This window comes from Sulfurospirillum diekertiae (genome assembly GCF_002309535.1).
Classification (GTDB): domain Bacteria; phylum Campylobacterota; class Campylobacteria; order Campylobacterales; family Sulfurospirillaceae; genus Sulfurospirillum; species Sulfurospirillum diekertiae.
In genome coordinates this window covers 415010-434180 of record NZ_CP023275.1, presented here as the reverse complement: position 1 = coordinate 434180, position 19171 = coordinate 415010, and the positions used below count along the sequence as shown (strand labels likewise).

The window sequence follows — 19171 nt, the reverse complement described above, 5'->3', positions numbered from 1 at the left end:
CTGCCGTGTCTATTACTCAAAAAGGTGAAGAACTTCACTTTGACGAAAACCTTTTTATTGTCTCCAAAACTGACCTAAAAGGTAGAATTACTTATGCCAACGATCTTTTTATTGAGATTTCTGGTTATAAAGAACAAGAACTTATCGGCATGCCACACAATATCTTGCGCCATCCGGATATGCCTAAAGCTATTTTCAAACTTTTATGGGACCGTGTGCAAGCGGGAAATGAAGTTTTTGCATACGTCAAAAATCGTACGAAAAACAATTATTACTATTGGGTTCATGCGTATATTACTCCCGTTACCGATACTAAAACAAATCAAATCATTGGTTATCACTCTGTACGCCGTGCACCAAGTCCAAAAGGGCTTGAAGTGATTATTCCTCTGTATAAAAGAATGCTTGATGCAGAACAAACAGGTGGTGTACAAGCTTCTCGCGCACTTTTAGACACTACCCTATCTCAGTTAAAGGTCAGTTATGATGCCTTCATCCTCTCTTATGAATAGATCTTCTCTAGCCAAAATTCAAGATGCCAACCTTATTTCGCTGGTTATTTTTTTTATTGCATTCTGTTTAGAGGTTACGGTTAATGGCTTCCACTGGATTCAAATTATCAATCTCTGTAATTTTGGATTGGGTTGGTTCATGTTTATCAATATTCGTAAAGTGCAAAAGACCATTCATGCGTTAGCTGATATTGTCAAAGAGAGCGAACACGGAAATTTGCATGGTCGTATTGTGAATGTCAATGATGGAGGCGAACTCAAACTTCTCTGCTCCAATATGAACTCCCTTTTAGATAATTTTGAACTGGTTACCAAAGAGATAAAATCTACCATTTTAGCAGCATCCAAAGAAGATTTTAGCCGTAAAATTTTACAAAAGGGAATGCATGGTGAGTTTAGGGAGCAGACCAATATGGTCAATCAATCCGTTCGTGCTATGCAGCAAACGCATGAATTTATTGCACGAAATACCCTCAACGCTGAACTTGCGCAAATCAGCAGTGGATCGCATGACTTTTCGACCGTACAATCCAACTTATCCACCATTGTAGAGCGTCTTAAAGAGATTGCACACGACGGTGAAATCTATGCAGATGAGACTAAGGGCAGTTACCAAAATCTACGTGATACGATTGCTAAAATCACCTCATTGGTTGAATTTGTGAATCAAAATGAACAGAGTATTGGTGTCCTTGCGCAACGTACCCGCGACATTAGTAATGTGGTTGATATGATTAACGATATTGCTGATAAAACCAATCTATTGGCACTCAATGCCGCCATTGAAGCAGCACGAGCGGGAGAACATGGTCGTGGTTTTGCCGTAGTTGCGGATGAAGTTCGCAAACTGGCTGAAACAACACAAAAGGCAACGGCTGAAATTGCAGTATCCATTAAGATGCTCCAACAAGAGACATCGGGTCTTGAGACCAATGCCGAAGCCATGAAAAGCGATGCCGATGCTTCCACGAAAACACTTGATAAATTAAGTACGACTTTCAATAGCCTTATATCCCACTCCAATACCACTTCGATCAATATCAATACCATTCAGCAAACGATCTTCATTACCTTGGCGAAGATGAACCATGCTATCTTTAAATCTAATGCTTACAGTGCCGTTTATGTCAATGATAAAGATGTTGTATTCCAAAACCATGAGACGTGCAGTCTTGGCGAGTGGTATCACCATGATGGTGAGAAGATTTTTGGAGAAACTAAAAGCTTTAAAGAGCTTTATAAACCGCATCAGAACTTCCACAATCATGTTCTCGAAGTCGCTAAATTGATTCGTGCTACCTCTTCTAATCTCTTAGATGAAAAAGTGCAAATTATCAACTACTTTAAAGAGATTGAAAATGAGAGTAAAACACTTTTTGTCACCCTCGATGCCATGATTGCAGAAAAAAATACTAAGGCGTAGCCCTTTTTACATGTAAGGAAAATCCTTACATGTAAACTTTGTTTTAGGCTAAGTCAACAGTGTCCGCGTCCATAACACTCGGTAATTTAATGGTAAAAAGAGCTCCTGATTCTGTATTTTTAACATTGATAACGCCACCCATATTATTTTCAATAATCATCTTTGTCATATAAAGCCCAATACCAGTACCTTGTTTTGCATATTTGGTGGTAAAGTAAGGCTCAAAAATGCGGTCCATATGTTCTCTGGCAATTCCTCCACCATTATCTTCAATCACAATCAAAATGTATTTGTACCCTTTTTTGAGATACAACCGAATAAAGGGATTGCTGATCTCACGTTCACTGAGAACATCTTTGGCATTGGAAAGAATATTGAGCAATGCTTGAGCAAACTCATTGGGATAACCAAGCACTTCCATTTTTTCGGAGATATCAAATGAAAATTCAATACCGTGGTACTTCAGTGAGGCTTGTAAAATAGAAATAGCTCGCTCACATGCTTCACTGATTTCAAAAACCTCTTTCTCTTTAGAAGGCTTGAAAAAATTTTGAAAATCACTAATGGTTCCTGACATGAACGCATTGATTTTAACACACTGCTGAATGGATGTCAGCATATAGGCATCATCCAAATCGTTGAACTCATGCTTCACTTGAAGGTTAATCAAAAGAGCACTCATCTCTCCCAATGGTTGCCTCCATTGATGCGCAATATTGCCAATCATCTCACCCATACTGGCAAGCTTGCTCTGTTGAATCAGCAGTTTTTCTTGCTCACTGCGTTTAAAAATCTCTTCATTGATCTTAGATTCCAAGTTATCAATCATGGCATTGACCACATCTTTGAGTAATTGCAACTCTTGGGCTTGCGCCGTCGCATGTAAACGTGAAGAGAGTTTTCCCATTTTAAGATCATTGACCACACTAATAGCATCTTCGACAAAAACAATGTCTTGTTCAATGTTGGCAGAAGCTTTAGCAATACTACGATTGAGCAGTTGTGACATATCCTCTAACTCATCTCGACTAGTCAGTTCAATCGGCTTTGGTGATACACTTTTTGTTTCCAAGTAACCAAAAAAATCTTTAAGCCCTTCTTGCAACTTCAAGATCGAAGAAACGATATGGTTGGAGAGCAAATATCCTACAGTAAAGACGAGACTGGAAAGAGCAAGAATCAAAATGGCCAATTCATATTTCAAAGCCTGTGCACTGGTTTGAATATCCGCAAAATTGTGTTCTGCTTGATTTACAGCATCATGCTGGAGCGCCTTGAGACGATTTAAAAGTGCATAGTAGTGGTCACGTTCAATGGAATTAACATAGACAAATGCACCCTCCTCAAAATGTGCGGCAAGATAACCACACGTTTTTTCCACACTGCTAGCATATGCTTTCCAAAAATCATATGTTTTTGAATCAAGTTTGAGAAAATTCTCTTCAAGGCGCTCTTTCTGTTTCATAATATCAACTTCAATCGTTTTACGATAATCCTCATTCGGTGACATGACTAAGGAAAGACTCATTTCACGCAAAGCATTAATAGGCTCAATGTAATTCTCTTGCAAATGCTGTGTACTTTGTGAGTTTTCAAAAATGGTCGTAGCATTGCTGATGTTCTCTTGTGAAAGTTTAAACGAACGCTCTGCAAGGATCAACATTCCAATGAATGAAACGCTAAACAATAAAAACAGTTTATATTTTATCTGGATCTTTTTCATGGTAGTCGCTTTGGAAAGATAGGGACTTGAAGCTCTTTGGGATAAGGCTTATCGCCACGAATGGACCAGTGTTGATCGGTAATATTGGCTTTCCAAAAAGGTTGCATACCAATGCCTAACGGCTCAAAAACCAACTCTTTATTCATAGCAAATACATTGTTTGGTGTAGGAACAAACAACATATAAGCCTCTTCTTTAGCGCGTTGACGTATCTTTTCACATAACACATTAAATTCAGGTGTATTTTGCTCAAGTCCAAAAAAATCGGATATATACGATTGCATGATCTTATCTCCTCGTACAAAACTCCAGGGGTTTCCCTCTTGGTAATTAAAAAATATTAACCAAGGATGACGACCATACCAATCTATGGTATTTTGACTCAAAATATCCCAATCTTGAACAGTCTCATTGTTAGAAAGCAAAAAGTCATAAACCATCTTTTCATCAGAGGTAATCGTATAGTGTAATGTAACATTGTACTGAGAGAGTTGGTACTCAATGCCTTTCCATAAAAACAGAAGTGAATCTTGTGTAACGATCTTGAAGTGTTTATTATTAAGAGCTTCTGATATCTCTTCATGATTTAAAGGACACTCGTTGACACGCAATGCTTCACGATTTAAGGAACCTTCTTGTTTATAGGTAAAAGTTAAAAGGTTATATTGATTTAAAGCACAATTAAGGGCTTGACGTACTTTTTTATCGTATACGGGTGAATCTTTTTTAATTAAATTAAAATAAAGTGCAAAATTATTGGTTGAAGGCAAAATAACCAATTTAGAATACGCCGAAAGCATAGTCTCTATTTTTTTATTAAAGGGAATGGGCATAAAATCAAGCTCCCCTTCATGCTCTGTCATCATTTTAAGTGCTTTATCGGTTTCAAGCTGTGTATATAACGTAATCGTTTCAATTTTAGGAAACCCTTTTTCCCAATAGTACGGATTTGCTTTTAAAATAACTTTGGGTGTTTGTTTTCGTCCTGTGATGACGCCTTCAACCAAGACATAAGGTCCTAAGCCATAAGGTCCTGCCTCTTCAATATTTGGACCTGTTGCTGCACCTCTCCATGCAAATTTTTTCAAATACGCTTCCGTATAAAAATTAATACGCGCAAGGTCTCGAAACAGCATCCCATAAGGCTTATACAACTCTATTTTTATCTTATAATCAGAGAGTTTTTCAACGCCTTTGAGGCGATGGTTGATATCCGTATAATTGATAGGTTGTGCCATAAAATAGTGAAAATTATTGATGACAGCATCAGCATTGAAAGCTGTTCCATCTTGAAATTTCACACCTTGACGCAAATCACATTCATAAAGAAGAGGCGTTTTTTTTAAACATTGTGTGGCTAAAGAGTACTCCCATCCTTGCTCATTATCAGCAAGCCTAACTAAACCTTCGTTGATTAAACGTGCTACGCTGACGTAGGGCATTGCAGGTAAAAATATCTTGATGTGCGATCTTGGGTCTTTTACATGTAAAGCTCTTTGAGCACTTGAATCTTCATGATACTCCGTTTCGACGGCATATACACACAGTGTTCCAAGTACGATTAAGAGAGCAAAAAATTGTTTAAACCTCAAAACTGTACCCTGTTTGGGAATGGTTTCTAATAAAACTATTGGGAAGCTTTTTACGTAGAGACTTGACCAATGTTCGAAGGGCAGCAATACTCATATACTCCTCTTTCCAAACATTTATTTCTATCTCTTCGTAGCTAACGATCATCCCTTTTTTACGCAACAGTAGCTCTAAAAAATCAGACTCTTTATGTGTCAGTTCAACTTCACTTCCATCGCTGTGGACAATGCGCTTGTTATTAAAATCAAACTGACAATTTTTACACTCAAGAAAAAGAGATCGCCCTAGTTCTATCTCGCTGATGCAGAGTTTCAACGCCCCCAAAAGTTCATCCAGAGCAATCGGTTTGATCAGATATTTTTCGATCTTAAGTTCAATGGCACTAAGGAGATACTCTTTATCAGTATGTGCGGTAATCATTAAAATAGGGGTTTTTTTATCACTCTTTCTGATCTCTTTGACCATATAAAGCCCATCTTTTTTGGGCATTCTAAGATCGGTTAAAATGATATCGGGGCGCTGTTCATAGTAAATATCCAACCCCTCTTCACCATTGCGCGCTTCAAGTACCTCTTTTAGATAATATGAGAGTGTATTGGCCATAGGTTTGCGAATTCCCTCTTCATCTTCAGCATAAAGCAATCGTAAAGATTTGAGTTTTTCCAACCAAAGTTCCATTCACGCTCCTTTTAAATGACTTTACATGTAAAGATTTTAGCCAATTTTGTCTTTTGGCATGATGAGTGGATTACCATTAAAAACGCTTCGCTAGAAAAGACTAACGAAGCGTCAGAAGCATTATTTCGTAAAATTTTGAAGGTACTTTTCAATGCTAAATTTCTCAGCCTTAGAAAGACCTGCTTGCTGACCCATTGCTTCTAAGATGCTCGGCCAAACATTGGGCTCAAACTCATCTTCAGCATGCAAGGCATGGCAGGTACTACACTTAGCTTGAAACAGTGTTTTTCCTTCGCCTAATATTTTTGATTTATCATTTCCAAGTGCGTCGCTTTTAACAAAGCCTTTTACCGAAACGTTTAACCATACCGTATCGTACTCATCTTTGGTTTGACCAATCACTTTATAAACAGAGGCTTTCGTCGCTTCAAAACCTATCATAAGGACACCTGTTTTTTCATACGCAATCGTACTCCCTTCAGGCATAAAACCAACAAACTCTACTTCGGTAAAATCACCGCTTTTTGAAAGTTCTTTGACTGCCGAGGAGACGACCAGCTCTCCAAGAGCTGATCCCTCTTTTGCATCTGAAAAAAGTTGTGCATTTTTACTTAAAAATGAATTCCCCGCCGCAAACATCATTGTTGCAGCACATAATGGTGCTAAAAATTTCATTATACGCATCATACACCTTTAATTTTTGGAGCTTTGAAAATTCCAATGTCTGGAACTTCTCCTTTAAACTTCTCGATTTCGACCAATGCTGTTGCTTGGTTACCTTGAGCAAGTTCTGAGGTTCCCACATCAGGTATCAGGACATTAACATCCCCATGACGACACAATGTGCCCACTTTTCCTGGTTCTGCTGGATCATACCACGCACCTTCTTGCATTCTCACAACCCCTTGCATGACCGCTTCAGTCACGACTGCTCCTGCAAGAACTTGACCACGTTTGTTAAATACTCTCACAATATCGCCATTTTGAATACCACGTTTGGCAGCATCTTTAGGGTGCATCCAAATCGGCTCTCTTCCTTCAACCTCTTCAAGATCACGTAACCATGTATTATTGAGTTGTGAGTGAAGGCGATATTTTGGATGAGGAGAAACCAAGTTTAGTGGAAACTCTTTAGCGACTTTACTTCCCAACCACTCCATTGGTTCAAACCACATTGGATGACCTTTGCACTCTTTATAGTTATAACCTGCAATTTTCTTAGAGAAAATCTCGATTTTACCTGAAGGTGTTCCAAGACGATTGATAACAGGATTTTGCCTAAATTTAGCATGTTTAACAAATTTTTTAGCACTCTCAGGTGTTTCAAATTTGACAAAACCTTTTTCCCAAAACTCTTTAAATGGCAACATTTTAACACCTGATTTGATGGCTTTATCGTAGGATTCTGCGTAGAAAGCCTCAACCCACTCCATCTTTGTTTTTCCTTCGGTAAAAGCAAGAACTTCATTCGCACCAAAGCGTCTTAGGATATTAACAAAAATATCGAAATCATCCATTGCTTCACCAGCGGGTTTAACGGCTTGTTTCATTGCAAAAATGTAACTGTTTGAATGTGATTTGGAGATGTCATTGCGCTCTTGCTCAGTTGTTGCGGGAAGAACGATGTCTGCCATACGTGCTGTTGCTGTCCAAAAGCATTCATTAACGACAAATGTATCGAGTTTTTGCCATGCTTTAACCATACGGTTACGATCTTGGTGATGATGGAAAGGATTGCCACCTGCCCAGTATGCCATTTTAATTTCGGGGTATTTATACGCTTTACCATCAAAATTGTATTCTTTCCCCGGATTTTCCAAGCACTCAACAATACGTGATACAGGGATGACATTGATTTTTCGTTGTTTCCATGGTCCATCCATTTTGGAGTTGATACTGATACCAGAAAGTCCAGGAGAAGCAGCAACATTCTCAGTATCTGCTACAGCACCTACAGAGCCATTAATAGGTTTTTCGCTGAGGGCATTACCAGAAGCGGCCGCAGGCATTGGAACACCCCCATCTGAATAGTGATAACTCATGCCATATCCTCCACCAGGAAGTCCCACTTGTCCAATCATACTGGCTAAGGTAATCATCATCCAATTAGGTTGTTCTCCATGATGAGCCCTTTGTGTTCCCCAGCCACCCATCAGCATAGTACGTTTGCTCACAAACTCTTTGGCAAGCATTTTAATCACATTGGCATCGACGCCACAAATTTTGGATGCCCACTCAGGTGTTTTGGCAACCATATCTTCGCTTTCACCTACAAGGTATTTTTCAAATTCATCAAACCCTATGGTATATTTATGGACAAAATCTTTATCATAAAGATTTTCGGTATAAAGATAATTTGCAATACCAAGCATCAGTGCAACATCGGTTGTTGGACGAATTTGAATATGCTCTGCACCAAAATACAACCCTGTGTTGTTGTATACAGGATCAATAATATAAAACTTAATATTGCGCTTTTTAGCAGCTTCTTTTAGCTCTTTCATATACATATAAGATTGATGATCAGGAACACCCCATGCAATTTGGTTCGTGTTAATTGGATCAGCTCCCCAAAAAACGATACATTCTGAATTTTCAATAATAACAGGGTAAACAGTAACAGGAGCAGTTGATTCATCAGTGCCTGTAATATACGGCGTTATTTGACGAATAGCATGCGTTGAATAGGTGCAAGTTCGTGAAGTGTAGCCACCGGCGATACCTAGCATTCTGCCAACCAAAGCTTGTGGATTGTTTAAGCTACCTACACAAAACCAACCGTAACTGCCACCAAAGACAGCGTCTGAGCCGTGATCTTTATAAACACGTTTAAGCTCATTGGCAATCAAATCGTAGGCTTTTTCCCATGAAACACGCACAAATTTGTCACTTCCACGCTTTGTTTTATCACTTTTATATCCATTTTTCAAATAACTCTCACGTACACAGGGATACATAATGCGATCCGTTGCGTATGTACAAACCTTCAATGAGCGTCACAGGGTGGGCATCACCTTCAAATGGGGTCGCGCTTTCAAAACGCGAATTGCGTGAATGCGTGATGACTGCACCAAAGTGAGAAGCACTAAAGCCATCCTCTGAATCATTTAAAAGACCATCCCCTACTAAAGGAATTGCATTTGCGTTCATTGTTGCTACAGCAGCAACACCTCCCCCTACTTTTAAAAACGATCTTCTATCCATTTTCTTTGTCATTGTGTTCTCCTTAGATTGAACAATTTTGAGATGAGAAACGTACAAATCTTAAATAAAAATTATATTTAATGTATAATTTTTATTTTTATGCATGAAGCATAACGAAAAAAAATGAGTAATTAATGAGTGTATTTCGTGTAAATATAATTAAAATTCTACCTCAAAAGAGGCAAGCTTCAGTGCCATAGTGGCTAACGTAGGCTTTTAAAGCTTTGCTTCAAAAGTCGTTATTGAAAATGATCTCTTTTAAAGCGTGAAGAAGTTATGATAAAATCAAAAAGAGCTGGCATGGATTCAACATCACTCACTCACAACCCTATTCCATTACTTTTGCGCCAACTCTCCATTCCTGCAAGTCTTGGCATGCTTTTTAACACGCTCTACAATATCGTCGATACTTACTATGCAGGACTTATCTCCACCGAAGCACTCGCCGCGCTCTCTGCTTCTTCCTTTCTTTTCTTTTTTGTCATCGGCATGGCATATGGTGGAACAAGTGCATTAACCGCGCTCATCGGTCACGCTTATGGAAAGCAGCATTTTTTCCTCGCAGGTATCATTGCCAAAAAAGGAGTAACACTGATTCTTGGCGTAGGAATGTTTTTCGGGCTTTTAGGATTTTATTTTGCTTCAGAATTACTCACATGGATAGGGACGGAAGAGCGTTACCATGCGTTAGCGCTGAGTTTTATTGAGGTTATTTTGCTAGGCGCTGCTCTCTTCTTTGCTAACTTTGCACTCAACAGTGTTCTTGTGGCAACTGGCGATACAAAAAGTTACCGTAATACCCTCATCTTTGGCTTTTTTGCCAATATAGTGCTCAATCCTCTTTTTATCTATGGTTGGGGATTTATACCGGCTATGGGAATTGGAGGTATCGCCCTTTCAACCGTTTTAGTACAAGCATTTGGTGCAAGCTACTTGCTGTACAAAAGTTTACAAACGGGATTAATTAGTTTTACATGTAAAGAGCATTTTTACCCCGATATGCGTATTTACAAAGACTTAATAAGCCAAGCGACACCGCCTGGTTTAAATATGCTGATGATGTCCTTTGGTTCGCTCATCGCCCTTCATTTTGTCACCCTTTATGGGTATCAAGCCGTAGCGGGATATGGCATTGGATACCGTGTGGAACAGTTGATGTTATTGCCTACACTTGGTATTAGTAGCGCCGTGCTAAGCCTAGTTTCTAACAATATGGGTGCGGGTAAATTTGAGCGTGTACGTCAAACACTTTTTTATGCCCTTACGTATGGCTATACACTTAGTATTATAGGGATGGGAATTTTATGGATTAGTGGAAAATGGCTTGTAGCACAATTTGATCCAAGCGCGGATGTTATTGCGTATGGTACAACGTACATTTATGTCATGCTCTTTCTTTTTTGCGGTTATGTGACGCATTTTGCATGTGTCGCGACCTTGCAAGGCATCAAAAAACCAACAATGATCTTCTACGTTGGCTTCTTTCGCCAAATCTTAGCACCGAGCATTGTCTACACGTTCATTGTCAGCTATTTTGAACTTTCATTTATCTGGATGTGGATAGGGCTTGGGTGTATTGTTTACAGCTCTGCACTCGCTCTTTTATACTACACTTATTTGAAAGTCAAAGCACTCTAACCTTTACATGTAAAAGAAAAAAGAGTGTATCCCGCATGAGACACACTCTTTTTTTTAACGCATAGCGAGCATAACTGGAGCACTCAATCCTAAAAGTGCTGTAATAAAAATCACACCGAAGATAAACCCAAGTTTCCAAAAATCTTTACCTGTGATATATCCAGCCCCATAATACAAAGGAGCTGGTCCTGTCGCATACGGTGTGATAACGCCCATAATTCCGTGCGTCATCGCTAGAAGCAAGGCAAACTCTTTAATTGGCATTCCAGGAACACTCATCCCAACGGCAAGCATCACTGGCATCATTGCTGTCGCATGCGGCGTTGTACTGGCGAACATATAATGAGAAAAAAAGTAAGTTGCGACAAGAACATACATTGCAACAATAGGCGAAAATCCTTGCATATAAGCAGCAATACCGTTGTCAAACCAATGGATAAACCCTGTGCGTGAAAGACCTTCCGCCATTGAAACAAGAAATGCAAGCAATACAATCGTATTCCACGCCGTTTTATTGCCTGCGATGTCATCCCACTTCACAATTTTGAAGAGCATCATGAATGAAACTGCAACAAGTGCTACCGTAGTCGCATTGATAATTTTTGCACCCAATATCCAAAATAAAATGGCTGTAAAAACAATAATCGCAAGGAGAATTTCATTCAGAGTAATTTTTCCCATTTTTTCTAACTCACTTGCTGCCCATTTTGGTACAGCATCACCTTCTTTAATTTCAGGTGGATAAATCCAATAAACCAAGAGAGGAAGCAGAAGTAGCATAGCGATACCAAAAGGAGCTGCTGCGAAAAACCAATCTGTCCATGAAATATCAACTTTTGCGATTTTCTTGATGATCTCAACACAAAGCAAATTCGGAGCCAATGCCGTTAAAAACATTGAACTGGTAACACCTGTTGTTGCAAAAGCAACCCACATCACATAGCCACCAATTTTGCGAGCAGAAGGGTCATTGGGTTTGGAATCATACAGAGGTGGTAAATTGCGAACAATAGGGAAAACGATTCCACCGCTACGTGCGGTATTGGAAGAGGTGAACGGTGCGACGAGAGCATCGGAGAGCATTACGGCATAACCCAACAGAAGTGTCCTTCGTCCCATCAGTTTGACAAGTATGAGCGCAATACGTCGCCCAAGCCCTGATTTCTCATAGCCCAAGGCAAAGGTAAAAGCAGAAAATACAAGCCATACGGTCGTACTACTCCAACCCGTTAGCATCCATTTAATTGCCTGTTCTGGAGCCTTAAATTTTGGATTTGCCAGCTCTTGTGTTCCAAATAGCACCCAAGGTGCAAGTACAGTGACAATCGTAGCCCCCATCAGTCCTGTGGCTGCAAAAGGAAACGATTCCATAACCAGTGCCGCTATGGTACCTGCAAAGATAGCAAAAAAGTACCAAGCATGTTGTTCAAGACCTGAGGGAGTAGGAAAGAGCGCAATGAGTAGTGTGACAACGATAGGGAGAAAGGCTGTCCATCGATAGGTTGCTATACTTGCCATGAGAAATACTCCTTTAGCATACAGAATTAGCAGAGTTTTAACCATTATAACATAGGATTTCAAAAGAAAATAGTGGCTTGTAAGCCCTATCTATGTAAGGTCTTAAAAGTGCATCCATATGGTAGCAAATACGTTGGTACTTTATAAAATTGACTCCTTTAGTGACCAATAGCTAGGGAGTAAAGAACCATACCGTCGCTTTGCAAAAATGTCATGACCTCTTCATCATAATACGCCCCAATACCGCTGCATCCAAAGCCAAGATAGGTGCTAATCAGATAAAGACGATGCCCAATAATACCAGCTTTTTGCACCATCGCTTGGTAATTTTGCTCATCATGCCCTACCAAAAAGAAAGTAACCCCACTCTCTGCGCCTAATGCTTGCTCCAAACAGAGATAGCCAGCTTTTCGCATAAAATCACCACTTTGCAGATAAACTCCCTCCTTCCAAACACCTTGCCACATCCCTTCGACACGGTTGATAATCGCATAGATTTCTATTCCAACATCGCAGTCACTCGGAATCGGTTGGGTGATGAACTCCATGACCTCTAAAAATTCATCTTTAGCGATTGGTTTTTGCATAAAATCTCGAATGGAACGTCGTTTCCAAATGGCTTGAGTGAAGCGCTCTTTATCTAGGTCAAATAGTGGTAGTGTAGTTTGCGCATGTAAAATAAGCTCACAGGTTTCATCATAGGCTTTTTCCACACATTCATTAACTTCAAAATTTCCCGTACCATTTACATAAGGAAGGTGCATCGATACCTCTTTACATGTAAAGCTTTCATCTTCTTCACCTACAATGGCGGCACTGAGAAAAAATTCTTCTTTGCCAAATTCAAAAAGTTTATTCAATGCCTTTTTCTCAATCCCGTATAAAAGATGATACACCGCAGCACTAAGCGTACACGAAGCTTCTAACGTACCTATCATATGCCCTGTATCGTGTAAACAGTAGCGAAATGCACGATCTTTGTATTTCCATGAAGAACGATAATACAGCGCTGAAAAGAGGAATACAAACCCCTTTATTTTCTTTACATGTAAAAAACTTTCTACCCCTTCAGGCTCTGATAAAGGATACAATAACACCAGTGACGTCTCACGAGGTGAAAGATGGTAAATTCCATCCTTAAAGCCCTCCACGTCTCGTATCTGAACATAAACTTCTGTGGGATACAATGCTCCAGCACTCGGATTGGTACGCAAAGCATAAGTAACCCCTGGGTAACTTTTCTGTGCTGTAATACCTCCAATGAGATAAAAAAAACGATGGTCTGGGTTTTTTTTATCAAGAGGAATACGAGTAAATGTTTCAGGATAGATTTTAAACTGTTGAGGAGGATGATCCCAGTCGATGCTGTGAGATTTGGTACGTACAGAGCGGTACGAGTGCACCGTTTGAGCATGATAGGCTAACATGGTTTCTCCTTTACAGTATGCTACACTCTCATTCATATAGAATGCTTTACATGTAAAGTTTAATTATGCAAAAACAGCACCTTTAAAAATTTCTTTTTCTATAATGTTTAAAAGGAGTCACGATGAACTATGTTACTAGCAATCAAAACGTCTCCATACCCTGCATGCTGTATGGCACTGCATGGAAAAAAGAACGCACAGCAGACTTAGTTGCGTTAGCCCTTCAAAGTGGTTTCAGAGGGATTGACACCGCATGTCAGCCCAAACACTATGAAGAGGCATTGGTCGGCGAAGGGTGTGAACGTTTTTACGCCAAAGGCGGTACACGAGAAGAGCTTTATCTCCAAACTAAATTCACCCCATACGACGGACAAGACCCGCTTAAAATACCTTATGATCCGCACACTTCTTTAGAAGAGCAAATCATCACGTCGTGCGAAATGTCCAAACACAATCTACAAACAAGCTATCTTGACTCACTCTTACTCCATTCGCCACTCTTCCCTTATAATAACTTACTTAAAGCATGGAATGTGTTTGAATCACTGTTTGAAGAAGGTGAAGTACGCCAAATAGGCATTAGTAACTGTTATGATCTCTCACTTTTACAAACGTTCTATGAGCATGTTCGTATTAAACCATCTGTTGTACAAAATCGTTTTTATGCAGATGTTCACTACGATAAAACACTTCGTTCATGGGCTAATGAAAAGGGAATTATCTATCAAAGTTTTTGGACTTTGAGTGCCAACCCTCATATTTTACATTCACCACCAATGCGGGAGATAGTGAATATTTACGGAAAAAGCGCTGAACAAATTTTTTACCGTTACGTGATTCAAAAAGGAATCGTCCCCCTCAATGGAACAACATCCGCTTTGCATATGAAAGAAGATTTAAGTATTTTTGAATTTTCACTGGATGAGAAAGATGTTGAGAGAATAGACGCTTTACTCTAAGCGTCTATCAAGAAGGGTTTAAACGCTATTTTTTAGCGCATGGTTTTTTTGTACCGCACGTTTTAGTCGTTGCAGGTTTTTCGGCTTTCGTATCATCACTGACTGTTTTAGCTGCTGGTTTTTTGCATGCCATCATTTTCTCCTTATAAAGATTTTATAAGTGAGATTATACTCCCATATCAATACAGTAATCGCTAAAAATAACTTAAAAGACCCTCAAATAATTATCTTTTTGATCTTCCTTTGGCCTTAAAGAGTGTGATCATAATCACTGCGCTAATAATCAGTACGGTTGCAATCAATGATTTAATACTCATCACTTCATCTGCAAAAAAGTAACCTAAAAAGAGCGCCACAATAGGATTAACAAAAGCATACGTTGAGGCTAAATAAGGTGATACATTTTTTAAAAGCCACACATAAGCACTAAAGCCTAATAATGAACCAACAAAAATTAAATACAACAGCGCCATAAGAGAGCGAGAAGAGAATGCTGCCGGATTAAGGTGATACCACTCTCCTGTCAGTGTTCCCACAATGACTAAAACAGCGCCTCCTGTTAGCATTTGCATTGCAGTTGAGAGCATTGTGGAAGAAGGTAAGATTGCTTTTTGAGAATAAATAGACCCCAATGACCATAATATAGCGGCTAAAAGCGTAAAGAGTAGCCCACCCGTATCAAAATGCAGATTCTCTTGATGAGAAGGGTGCATCAAAATTGCAACACCTACAAATCCAAGCACTGTTCCAATCAGAGTACTTTTATTGGGTTTCGTTTGAATTTTCATCATCCAACCAATCACAATCATCCATAAAGGAACTGTTGAAATAATAATGGCAGCAATCGAAGAAGGAATATGTTGTTCTGCAATGACTACAAATCCATTACCACCCAAAAGGAGTAATGTACCAATGATGGTAGTGTCTCTCCACTCTAGGCTACAAAACCATATAGCAGTGCTCCCGCTAGAATAAAACGTATTCCCGCCATGAGCAAAGGAGGAAACGTTTCAATGGCAATTTTAATGCCCAAGTAAGTGCTTCCCCATATAATATAAACAGACAAAAGGGCTATAACAATGGCAATCATTCTTTTGGATTTTTCAGATAGATTTGCTTTTACATGTAAAAAATTCATTCTCTTTTCCTTAGATTTGATAGAGGTGACTCATTAAAATAATTTTTAGTTTTTGAAAATAAAAGGATGAATGGTGTCCCCAGCGCGATTCGAACGCACGGCCTTCAAATTAGGAATTTGATGCTCTATCCTGCTGAGCTATGGGGACGCAAGGGAAAAATTGAAGTAAAAAAAAAGCCGAATGCGTTTTCACACATTCGGCTTTAGCTAAAATAGTGTATTAACCGTTACGTTTTTTGATAATCTCTTCTGCAACGTTTCTAGGAACTTCATCATAGTGGTCAAATTCCATTGAGTAAGAAGCACGACCTTGTGTTTGAGACCTTAGATCCGTTGAGTAACCGAACATTTCAGCCAATGGGCAGAATGCGTTAACAATTTTGTTACCACTTCTATCATCCATAGAGTTAATTTGTCCACGACGACGGTTAAGATCGCCGATAACATCACCCATAAAGTCCTCAGGTGTTTCAACTTCCACTTTCATGATTGGCTCAAGAATAACGGGTTTTGCTTTTCTACAACCCTCTTTAAAGCCCATAGAAGCAGCGAGTTTAAACGCCATCTCAGAAGAGTCGACATCATGGTAACTTCCATCATAAAGGGTAACTTTAACGTCTTCCACTTTATAACCTGCAAGTACACCTGCACCAAGTGCCTCTTTAATACCTTTATCAACAGCAGGGATAAATTCTTTTGGAATTGCTCCACCTTTGATGTCGTTGATAAACTCATAACCAGACCCAGCATCTTGAGGTTCAATTTTGAGGAATACGTGACCGTATTGACCACGACCACCAGATTGTTTTGCGTATTTGTACTCTTGATTAACTGATGCACGGATCGTTTCACGGTAAGCAACTTGAGGTTGACCAACTTCAGCACTTACTTTAAACTCACGTAACATACGATCAACAAGAATCTCTAAGTGAAGCTCACCCATACCAGAAATGATCGTTTGACCACTTTCTTCATCGGTTTCAACTCTAAAGCTTGGATCTTCTTGCGCCAATTTTTGAAGCGCAATACCCATTTTCTCTTGATCTGCTTTCGTTTTAGGCTCAACAGCAACAGAGATAACAGGATCTGGGAATACCATTCTCTCTAAAATTACAGGATCTTTTTCACTTGCAAGCGTATCACCTGTTAGTGTGTCTTTAAGACCAACAACCGCGCCGATTTCACCAGAATGAAGAACTTTAATCTCTTCTCTTTTGTTCGCGTGCATTTTAAGAAGTCGACCAATTCTCTCTTTTTTATCTTTAGTTGTATTGTAAGCATAACTTCCGCTTTCCAATGAACCACGGTAAACACGAACGAAGGTTAATTGACCCACGAATGGATCGGTCATAATTTTAAACGCAAGTGCTGCAAATTCACCATCATCGGTTGAATCAACGACACACTCGTGTCCATCTTCGTATTCACCTTTAATCGCATGTACTTCAGTAGGAGCTGGCATATAATCAATAACAGCATCTAACATCGGTTGAATACCTTTGTTTTTAAACGCTGTTCCACAAATCATAGGAATAAATGTCATTGCAAGACATCCTGCTTTGATACCTGCTTTAATTTCAGCTTTTGTAAGCACTTCACCACCAAGGTATTTTTCCATCAACTCATCACTGGTCTCAGAAACAGCTTCAACCATTCTCTCATGGTATTCTTTAGCTTTATCCGCAAGTTCCGCTGGAATTTCAACTACTTGGTAGTTTGAACCCATTGCAGCATCATCATCCCAAATCAGTGCTTTCATCTCAACGAGATCAACAACACCTTTAAAGTTTTCTTCTGCACCAATAGGAATTTGAATAGGTACTGGGTTTGCTTTTAAACGATTTTTAATTTGTGCTTCAACATTGTAGAAATCTGCACCAACACGGTCCATTTTATTAACAAATACCATTCTTGGAACTTGATAACGATTGGCTTGTCTCCAAACCGTCTCAGATTGTGGTTGAACACCACCAACGGCACAAAATACAGCGACAGCGCCATCGAGAACACGCATAGAACGTTCAACTTCAATCGTGAAGTCAACGTGGCCTGGAGTGTCGATAATATTAATTTGATGATCTTTCCATGTACATGTAGTAGCCGCTGAAGTAATGGTAATACCTCGCTCTTTCTCTTGCTCCATCCAGTCCATTGTCGCAGCACCATCGTGTACCTCACCAATTTTATGAGAGATACCGGTGTAAAAAAGGATTCTTTCAGTTGTTGTGGTTTTACCTGCATCAATGTGCGCAGCAATACCGATGTTTCTAACCATTTCAATAGGGGTATTTCTTGCCATTATAATTTCCTTGTTATATTAGGAGTGTAGTTCTGAAGAAAGGGATGTTTACATATAAACATCCCCAGCGTCATCTTACCAGCGATAGTGAGCAAACGCTTTGTTTGCTTCTGCCATTTTATAAGTATCTTCTTTTTTCTTAAAGGTAGCGCCTCTACTATTAGCCGCATCTAAAAGTTCATTGGCCAACCTCTCGACCATTGTTCTCTCACTTCTTTTACGAGCGTAAGAGACTAACCATCTAAGAGCCAATGCTTGTTGACGAGTTGTTCTAACTTCGACTGGAACTTGATATGTTGCTCCACCGACACGTCTGCTTTTTACTTCCATAACAGGCTTAACGTTATCGATAGCTGTATTGAAAATTTCAATCCCTTTGAGTGTTCCGCTTCTTTTTTCAGCGAGTTCTAATGAACCATAAAATACTTTAGTAGCAACACTCTTTTTTCCATCGAGCATCAACGCATTGATAAACTTTGTGATAATTTTGCTATTGTAGATTGGATCTGGTAATACTTCTCTTACAGGAGCTTTTCTTCTTCTCATACTATTTCCTTCAAATTTTTTAAAAATTTTACTCAAATGATGTCAAAACAAAGGACATCACCTGCTGTTAAATTTATTTAGCTTTTGGTCTTTTTGTACCGTATTTACTTCTAGACACCGTTCTTTTTGCAACACCTGAAGTATCAAGCGCACCACGTACGATATGGTACTTAACACCTGGTAAATCTTTTACCCTACCGCCACGTACCAATACAATGGAGTGTTCTTGTAGGTTATGTCCCTCGCCACCGATGTAGCTAATGACTTCAAAACCGCTGGTCAATTTGACTTTGGCAACTTTTCTCAAAGCAGAGTTTGGTTTTTTAGGAGTTGTCGTATAAACTCTTGTACAAACGCCTCTTCTTTGAGGGCACTTATCAAGTGCAGGTGATTTTGATTTTTTAATCACCTTTTTTCTCTCATTTCTGACGAGTTGGTTAATGGTTGGCACATTATTTCCTTTATTTTGTAAAAAATAGGTGCTAATTTTATTTAAAAATAGCTTAAAAAAAGGTT

17 protein-coding genes, 1 tRNA gene and 1 pseudogene are annotated in these 19171 nt (G+C 39.3%); 5 read left to right on the top strand and 14 right to left on the bottom strand.

Annotation, left to right across the window (positions count from 1 at the left end; all coding sequences use genetic code 11):
• Positions 1-5 precede the first annotated feature (5 nt).
• The 3 genes and pseudogenes from SJPD1_RS02280 to SJPD1_RS14950 all read left to right on the top strand — a co-directional run bounded on the left by SJPD1_RS02280 (position 6) and on the right by SJPD1_RS14950 (position 1935).
• Positions 6-512, top strand: coding sequence for a PAS domain-containing protein (locus SJPD1_RS02280; RefSeq protein WP_096045784.1), 507 nt, complete (start codon positions 6-8; stop codon positions 510-512).
• Between the two features lie 709 nt (positions 513-1221).
• A pseudogene (locus SJPD1_RS14955) lies at positions 1222-1512 on the top strand (methyl-accepting chemotaxis protein); the annotation flags it as partial.
• 81 nt (positions 1513-1593) lie between these two features.
• Positions 1594-1935 carry a CZB domain-containing protein gene (locus SJPD1_RS14950; protein ID WP_226372277.1) on the top strand — a complete coding sequence of 114 codons (342 nt, stop codon included), beginning with the start codon at positions 1594-1596 and terminating at the stop codon, positions 1933-1935.
• A 43-nt stretch (positions 1936-1978) separates the two neighbouring features.
• Here the strand turns inward: SJPD1_RS14950 and SJPD1_RS02270 are convergent, their stop codons facing one another.
• The 6 genes from SJPD1_RS02270 to SJPD1_RS14615 form a co-directional block, all read right to left on the bottom strand.
• Positions 1979-3658 (bottom strand): ATP-binding protein, encoded by a 1680-nt coding sequence (locus tag SJPD1_RS02270; protein ID WP_096045782.1) that lies wholly within the window; start codon positions 3656-3658, stop codon positions 1979-1981.
• Complete coding sequence (locus SJPD1_RS02265; RefSeq protein WP_096045781.1) at positions 3655-5250, bottom strand: ABC transporter substrate-binding protein; 1596 nt, start codon at positions 5248-5250, stop codon at positions 3655-3657. Before SJPD1_RS02265 ends, SJPD1_RS02270 begins: the two co-directional genes overlap by 4 nt.
• Positions 5240-5926 carry a response regulator transcription factor gene (locus tag SJPD1_RS02260; protein ID WP_096045780.1) on the bottom strand — a complete coding sequence of 229 codons (687 nt, stop codon included), beginning with the start codon at positions 5924-5926 and terminating at the stop codon, positions 5240-5242. The genes SJPD1_RS02265 and SJPD1_RS02260 overlap by 11 nt, the downstream gene beginning before the upstream one ends.
• Before the next feature lie 120 nt (positions 5927-6046).
• Positions 6047-6610 carry a c-type cytochrome gene (locus SJPD1_RS02255; RefSeq protein WP_096045779.1) on the bottom strand — a complete coding sequence of 188 codons (564 nt, stop codon included), beginning with the start codon at positions 6608-6610 and terminating at the stop codon, positions 6047-6049.
• Positions 6610-8883: a molybdopterin-dependent oxidoreductase gene (locus SJPD1_RS02250; protein WP_226372229.1), complete on the bottom strand. Its 2274-nt coding sequence runs from the start codon at positions 8881-8883 to the stop codon at positions 6610-6612. Before SJPD1_RS02250 ends, SJPD1_RS02255 begins: the two co-directional genes overlap by 1 nt.
• Positions 8864-9142 (bottom strand): twin-arginine translocation signal domain-containing protein, encoded by a 279-nt coding sequence (locus tag SJPD1_RS14615; protein WP_226372228.1) that lies wholly within the window; start codon positions 9140-9142, stop codon positions 8864-8866. The genes SJPD1_RS02250 and SJPD1_RS14615 overlap by 20 nt, the downstream gene beginning before the upstream one ends.
• Before the next feature lie 288 nt (positions 9143-9430).
• Between SJPD1_RS14615 and SJPD1_RS02245 the strand changes: the two genes are divergently transcribed.
• Positions 9431-10768: an MATE family efflux transporter gene (locus SJPD1_RS02245; protein WP_096045778.1), complete on the top strand. Its 1338-nt coding sequence runs from the start codon at positions 9431-9433 to the stop codon at positions 10766-10768.
• 54 nt (positions 10769-10822) lie between these two features.
• Here the strand turns inward: SJPD1_RS02245 and SJPD1_RS02240 are convergent, their stop codons facing one another.
• Positions 10823-12286, bottom strand: coding sequence for an anion permease (locus SJPD1_RS02240; RefSeq protein WP_096045777.1), 1464 nt, complete (start codon positions 12284-12286; stop codon positions 10823-10825).
• A gap of 158 nt (positions 12287-12444) precedes the next feature.
• The gene (locus SJPD1_RS02235; RefSeq protein WP_096045776.1) at positions 12445-13713 is read right to left on the bottom strand and encodes a SagB family peptide dehydrogenase; all 1269 of its coding nucleotides are present in this window, start codon (positions 13711-13713) and stop codon (positions 12445-12447) included.
• A gap of 122 nt (positions 13714-13835) precedes the next feature.
• On the opposite strand from SJPD1_RS02235, the gene SJPD1_RS02230 reads away from it, so the two are divergent.
• Positions 13836-14672 (top strand): aldo/keto reductase family protein, encoded by an 837-nt coding sequence (locus SJPD1_RS02230; RefSeq protein WP_096045775.1) that lies wholly within the window; start codon positions 13836-13838, stop codon positions 14670-14672.
• Between the two features lie 224 nt (positions 14673-14896).
• Here SJPD1_RS02230 and SJPD1_RS02225 read toward each other — a convergent pair whose 3' ends face one another.
• The 6 genes from SJPD1_RS02225 to rpsL form a co-directional block, all read right to left on the bottom strand.
• A complete protein-coding gene (locus tag SJPD1_RS02225) occupies positions 14897-15568 on the bottom strand; it encodes an EamA family transporter (RefSeq protein WP_096045774.1) in 672 nt (223 codons plus the stop codon).
• A gap of 38 nt (positions 15569-15606) precedes the next feature.
• Positions 15607-15810, bottom strand: coding sequence for an EamA family transporter (locus SJPD1_RS02220; RefSeq protein ID WP_096045773.1), 204 nt, complete (start codon positions 15808-15810; stop codon positions 15607-15609).
• A gap of 71 nt (positions 15811-15881) precedes the next feature.
• Positions 15882-15958, bottom strand: a tRNA-Arg gene (locus SJPD1_RS02215).
• A gap of 72 nt (positions 15959-16030) precedes the next feature.
• Positions 16031-18109, bottom strand: a complete 2079-nt coding sequence (fusA, locus tag SJPD1_RS02210; protein ID WP_096045772.1) for an elongation factor G — start codon at positions 18107-18109, stop codon at positions 16031-16033.
• Between the two features lie 75 nt (positions 18110-18184).
• Positions 18185-18655: a 30S ribosomal protein S7 gene (gene rpsG, locus SJPD1_RS02205; protein WP_096045771.1), complete on the bottom strand. Its 471-nt coding sequence runs from the start codon at positions 18653-18655 to the stop codon at positions 18185-18187.
• Positions 18656-18728: 73 nt separating this feature from the next.
• Positions 18729-19106 carry a 30S ribosomal protein S12 gene (gene rpsL, locus SJPD1_RS02200; RefSeq protein ID WP_012856158.1) on the bottom strand — a complete coding sequence of 126 codons (378 nt, stop codon included), beginning with the start codon at positions 19104-19106 and terminating at the stop codon, positions 18729-18731.
• Positions 19107-19171 lie beyond the last annotated feature (65 nt).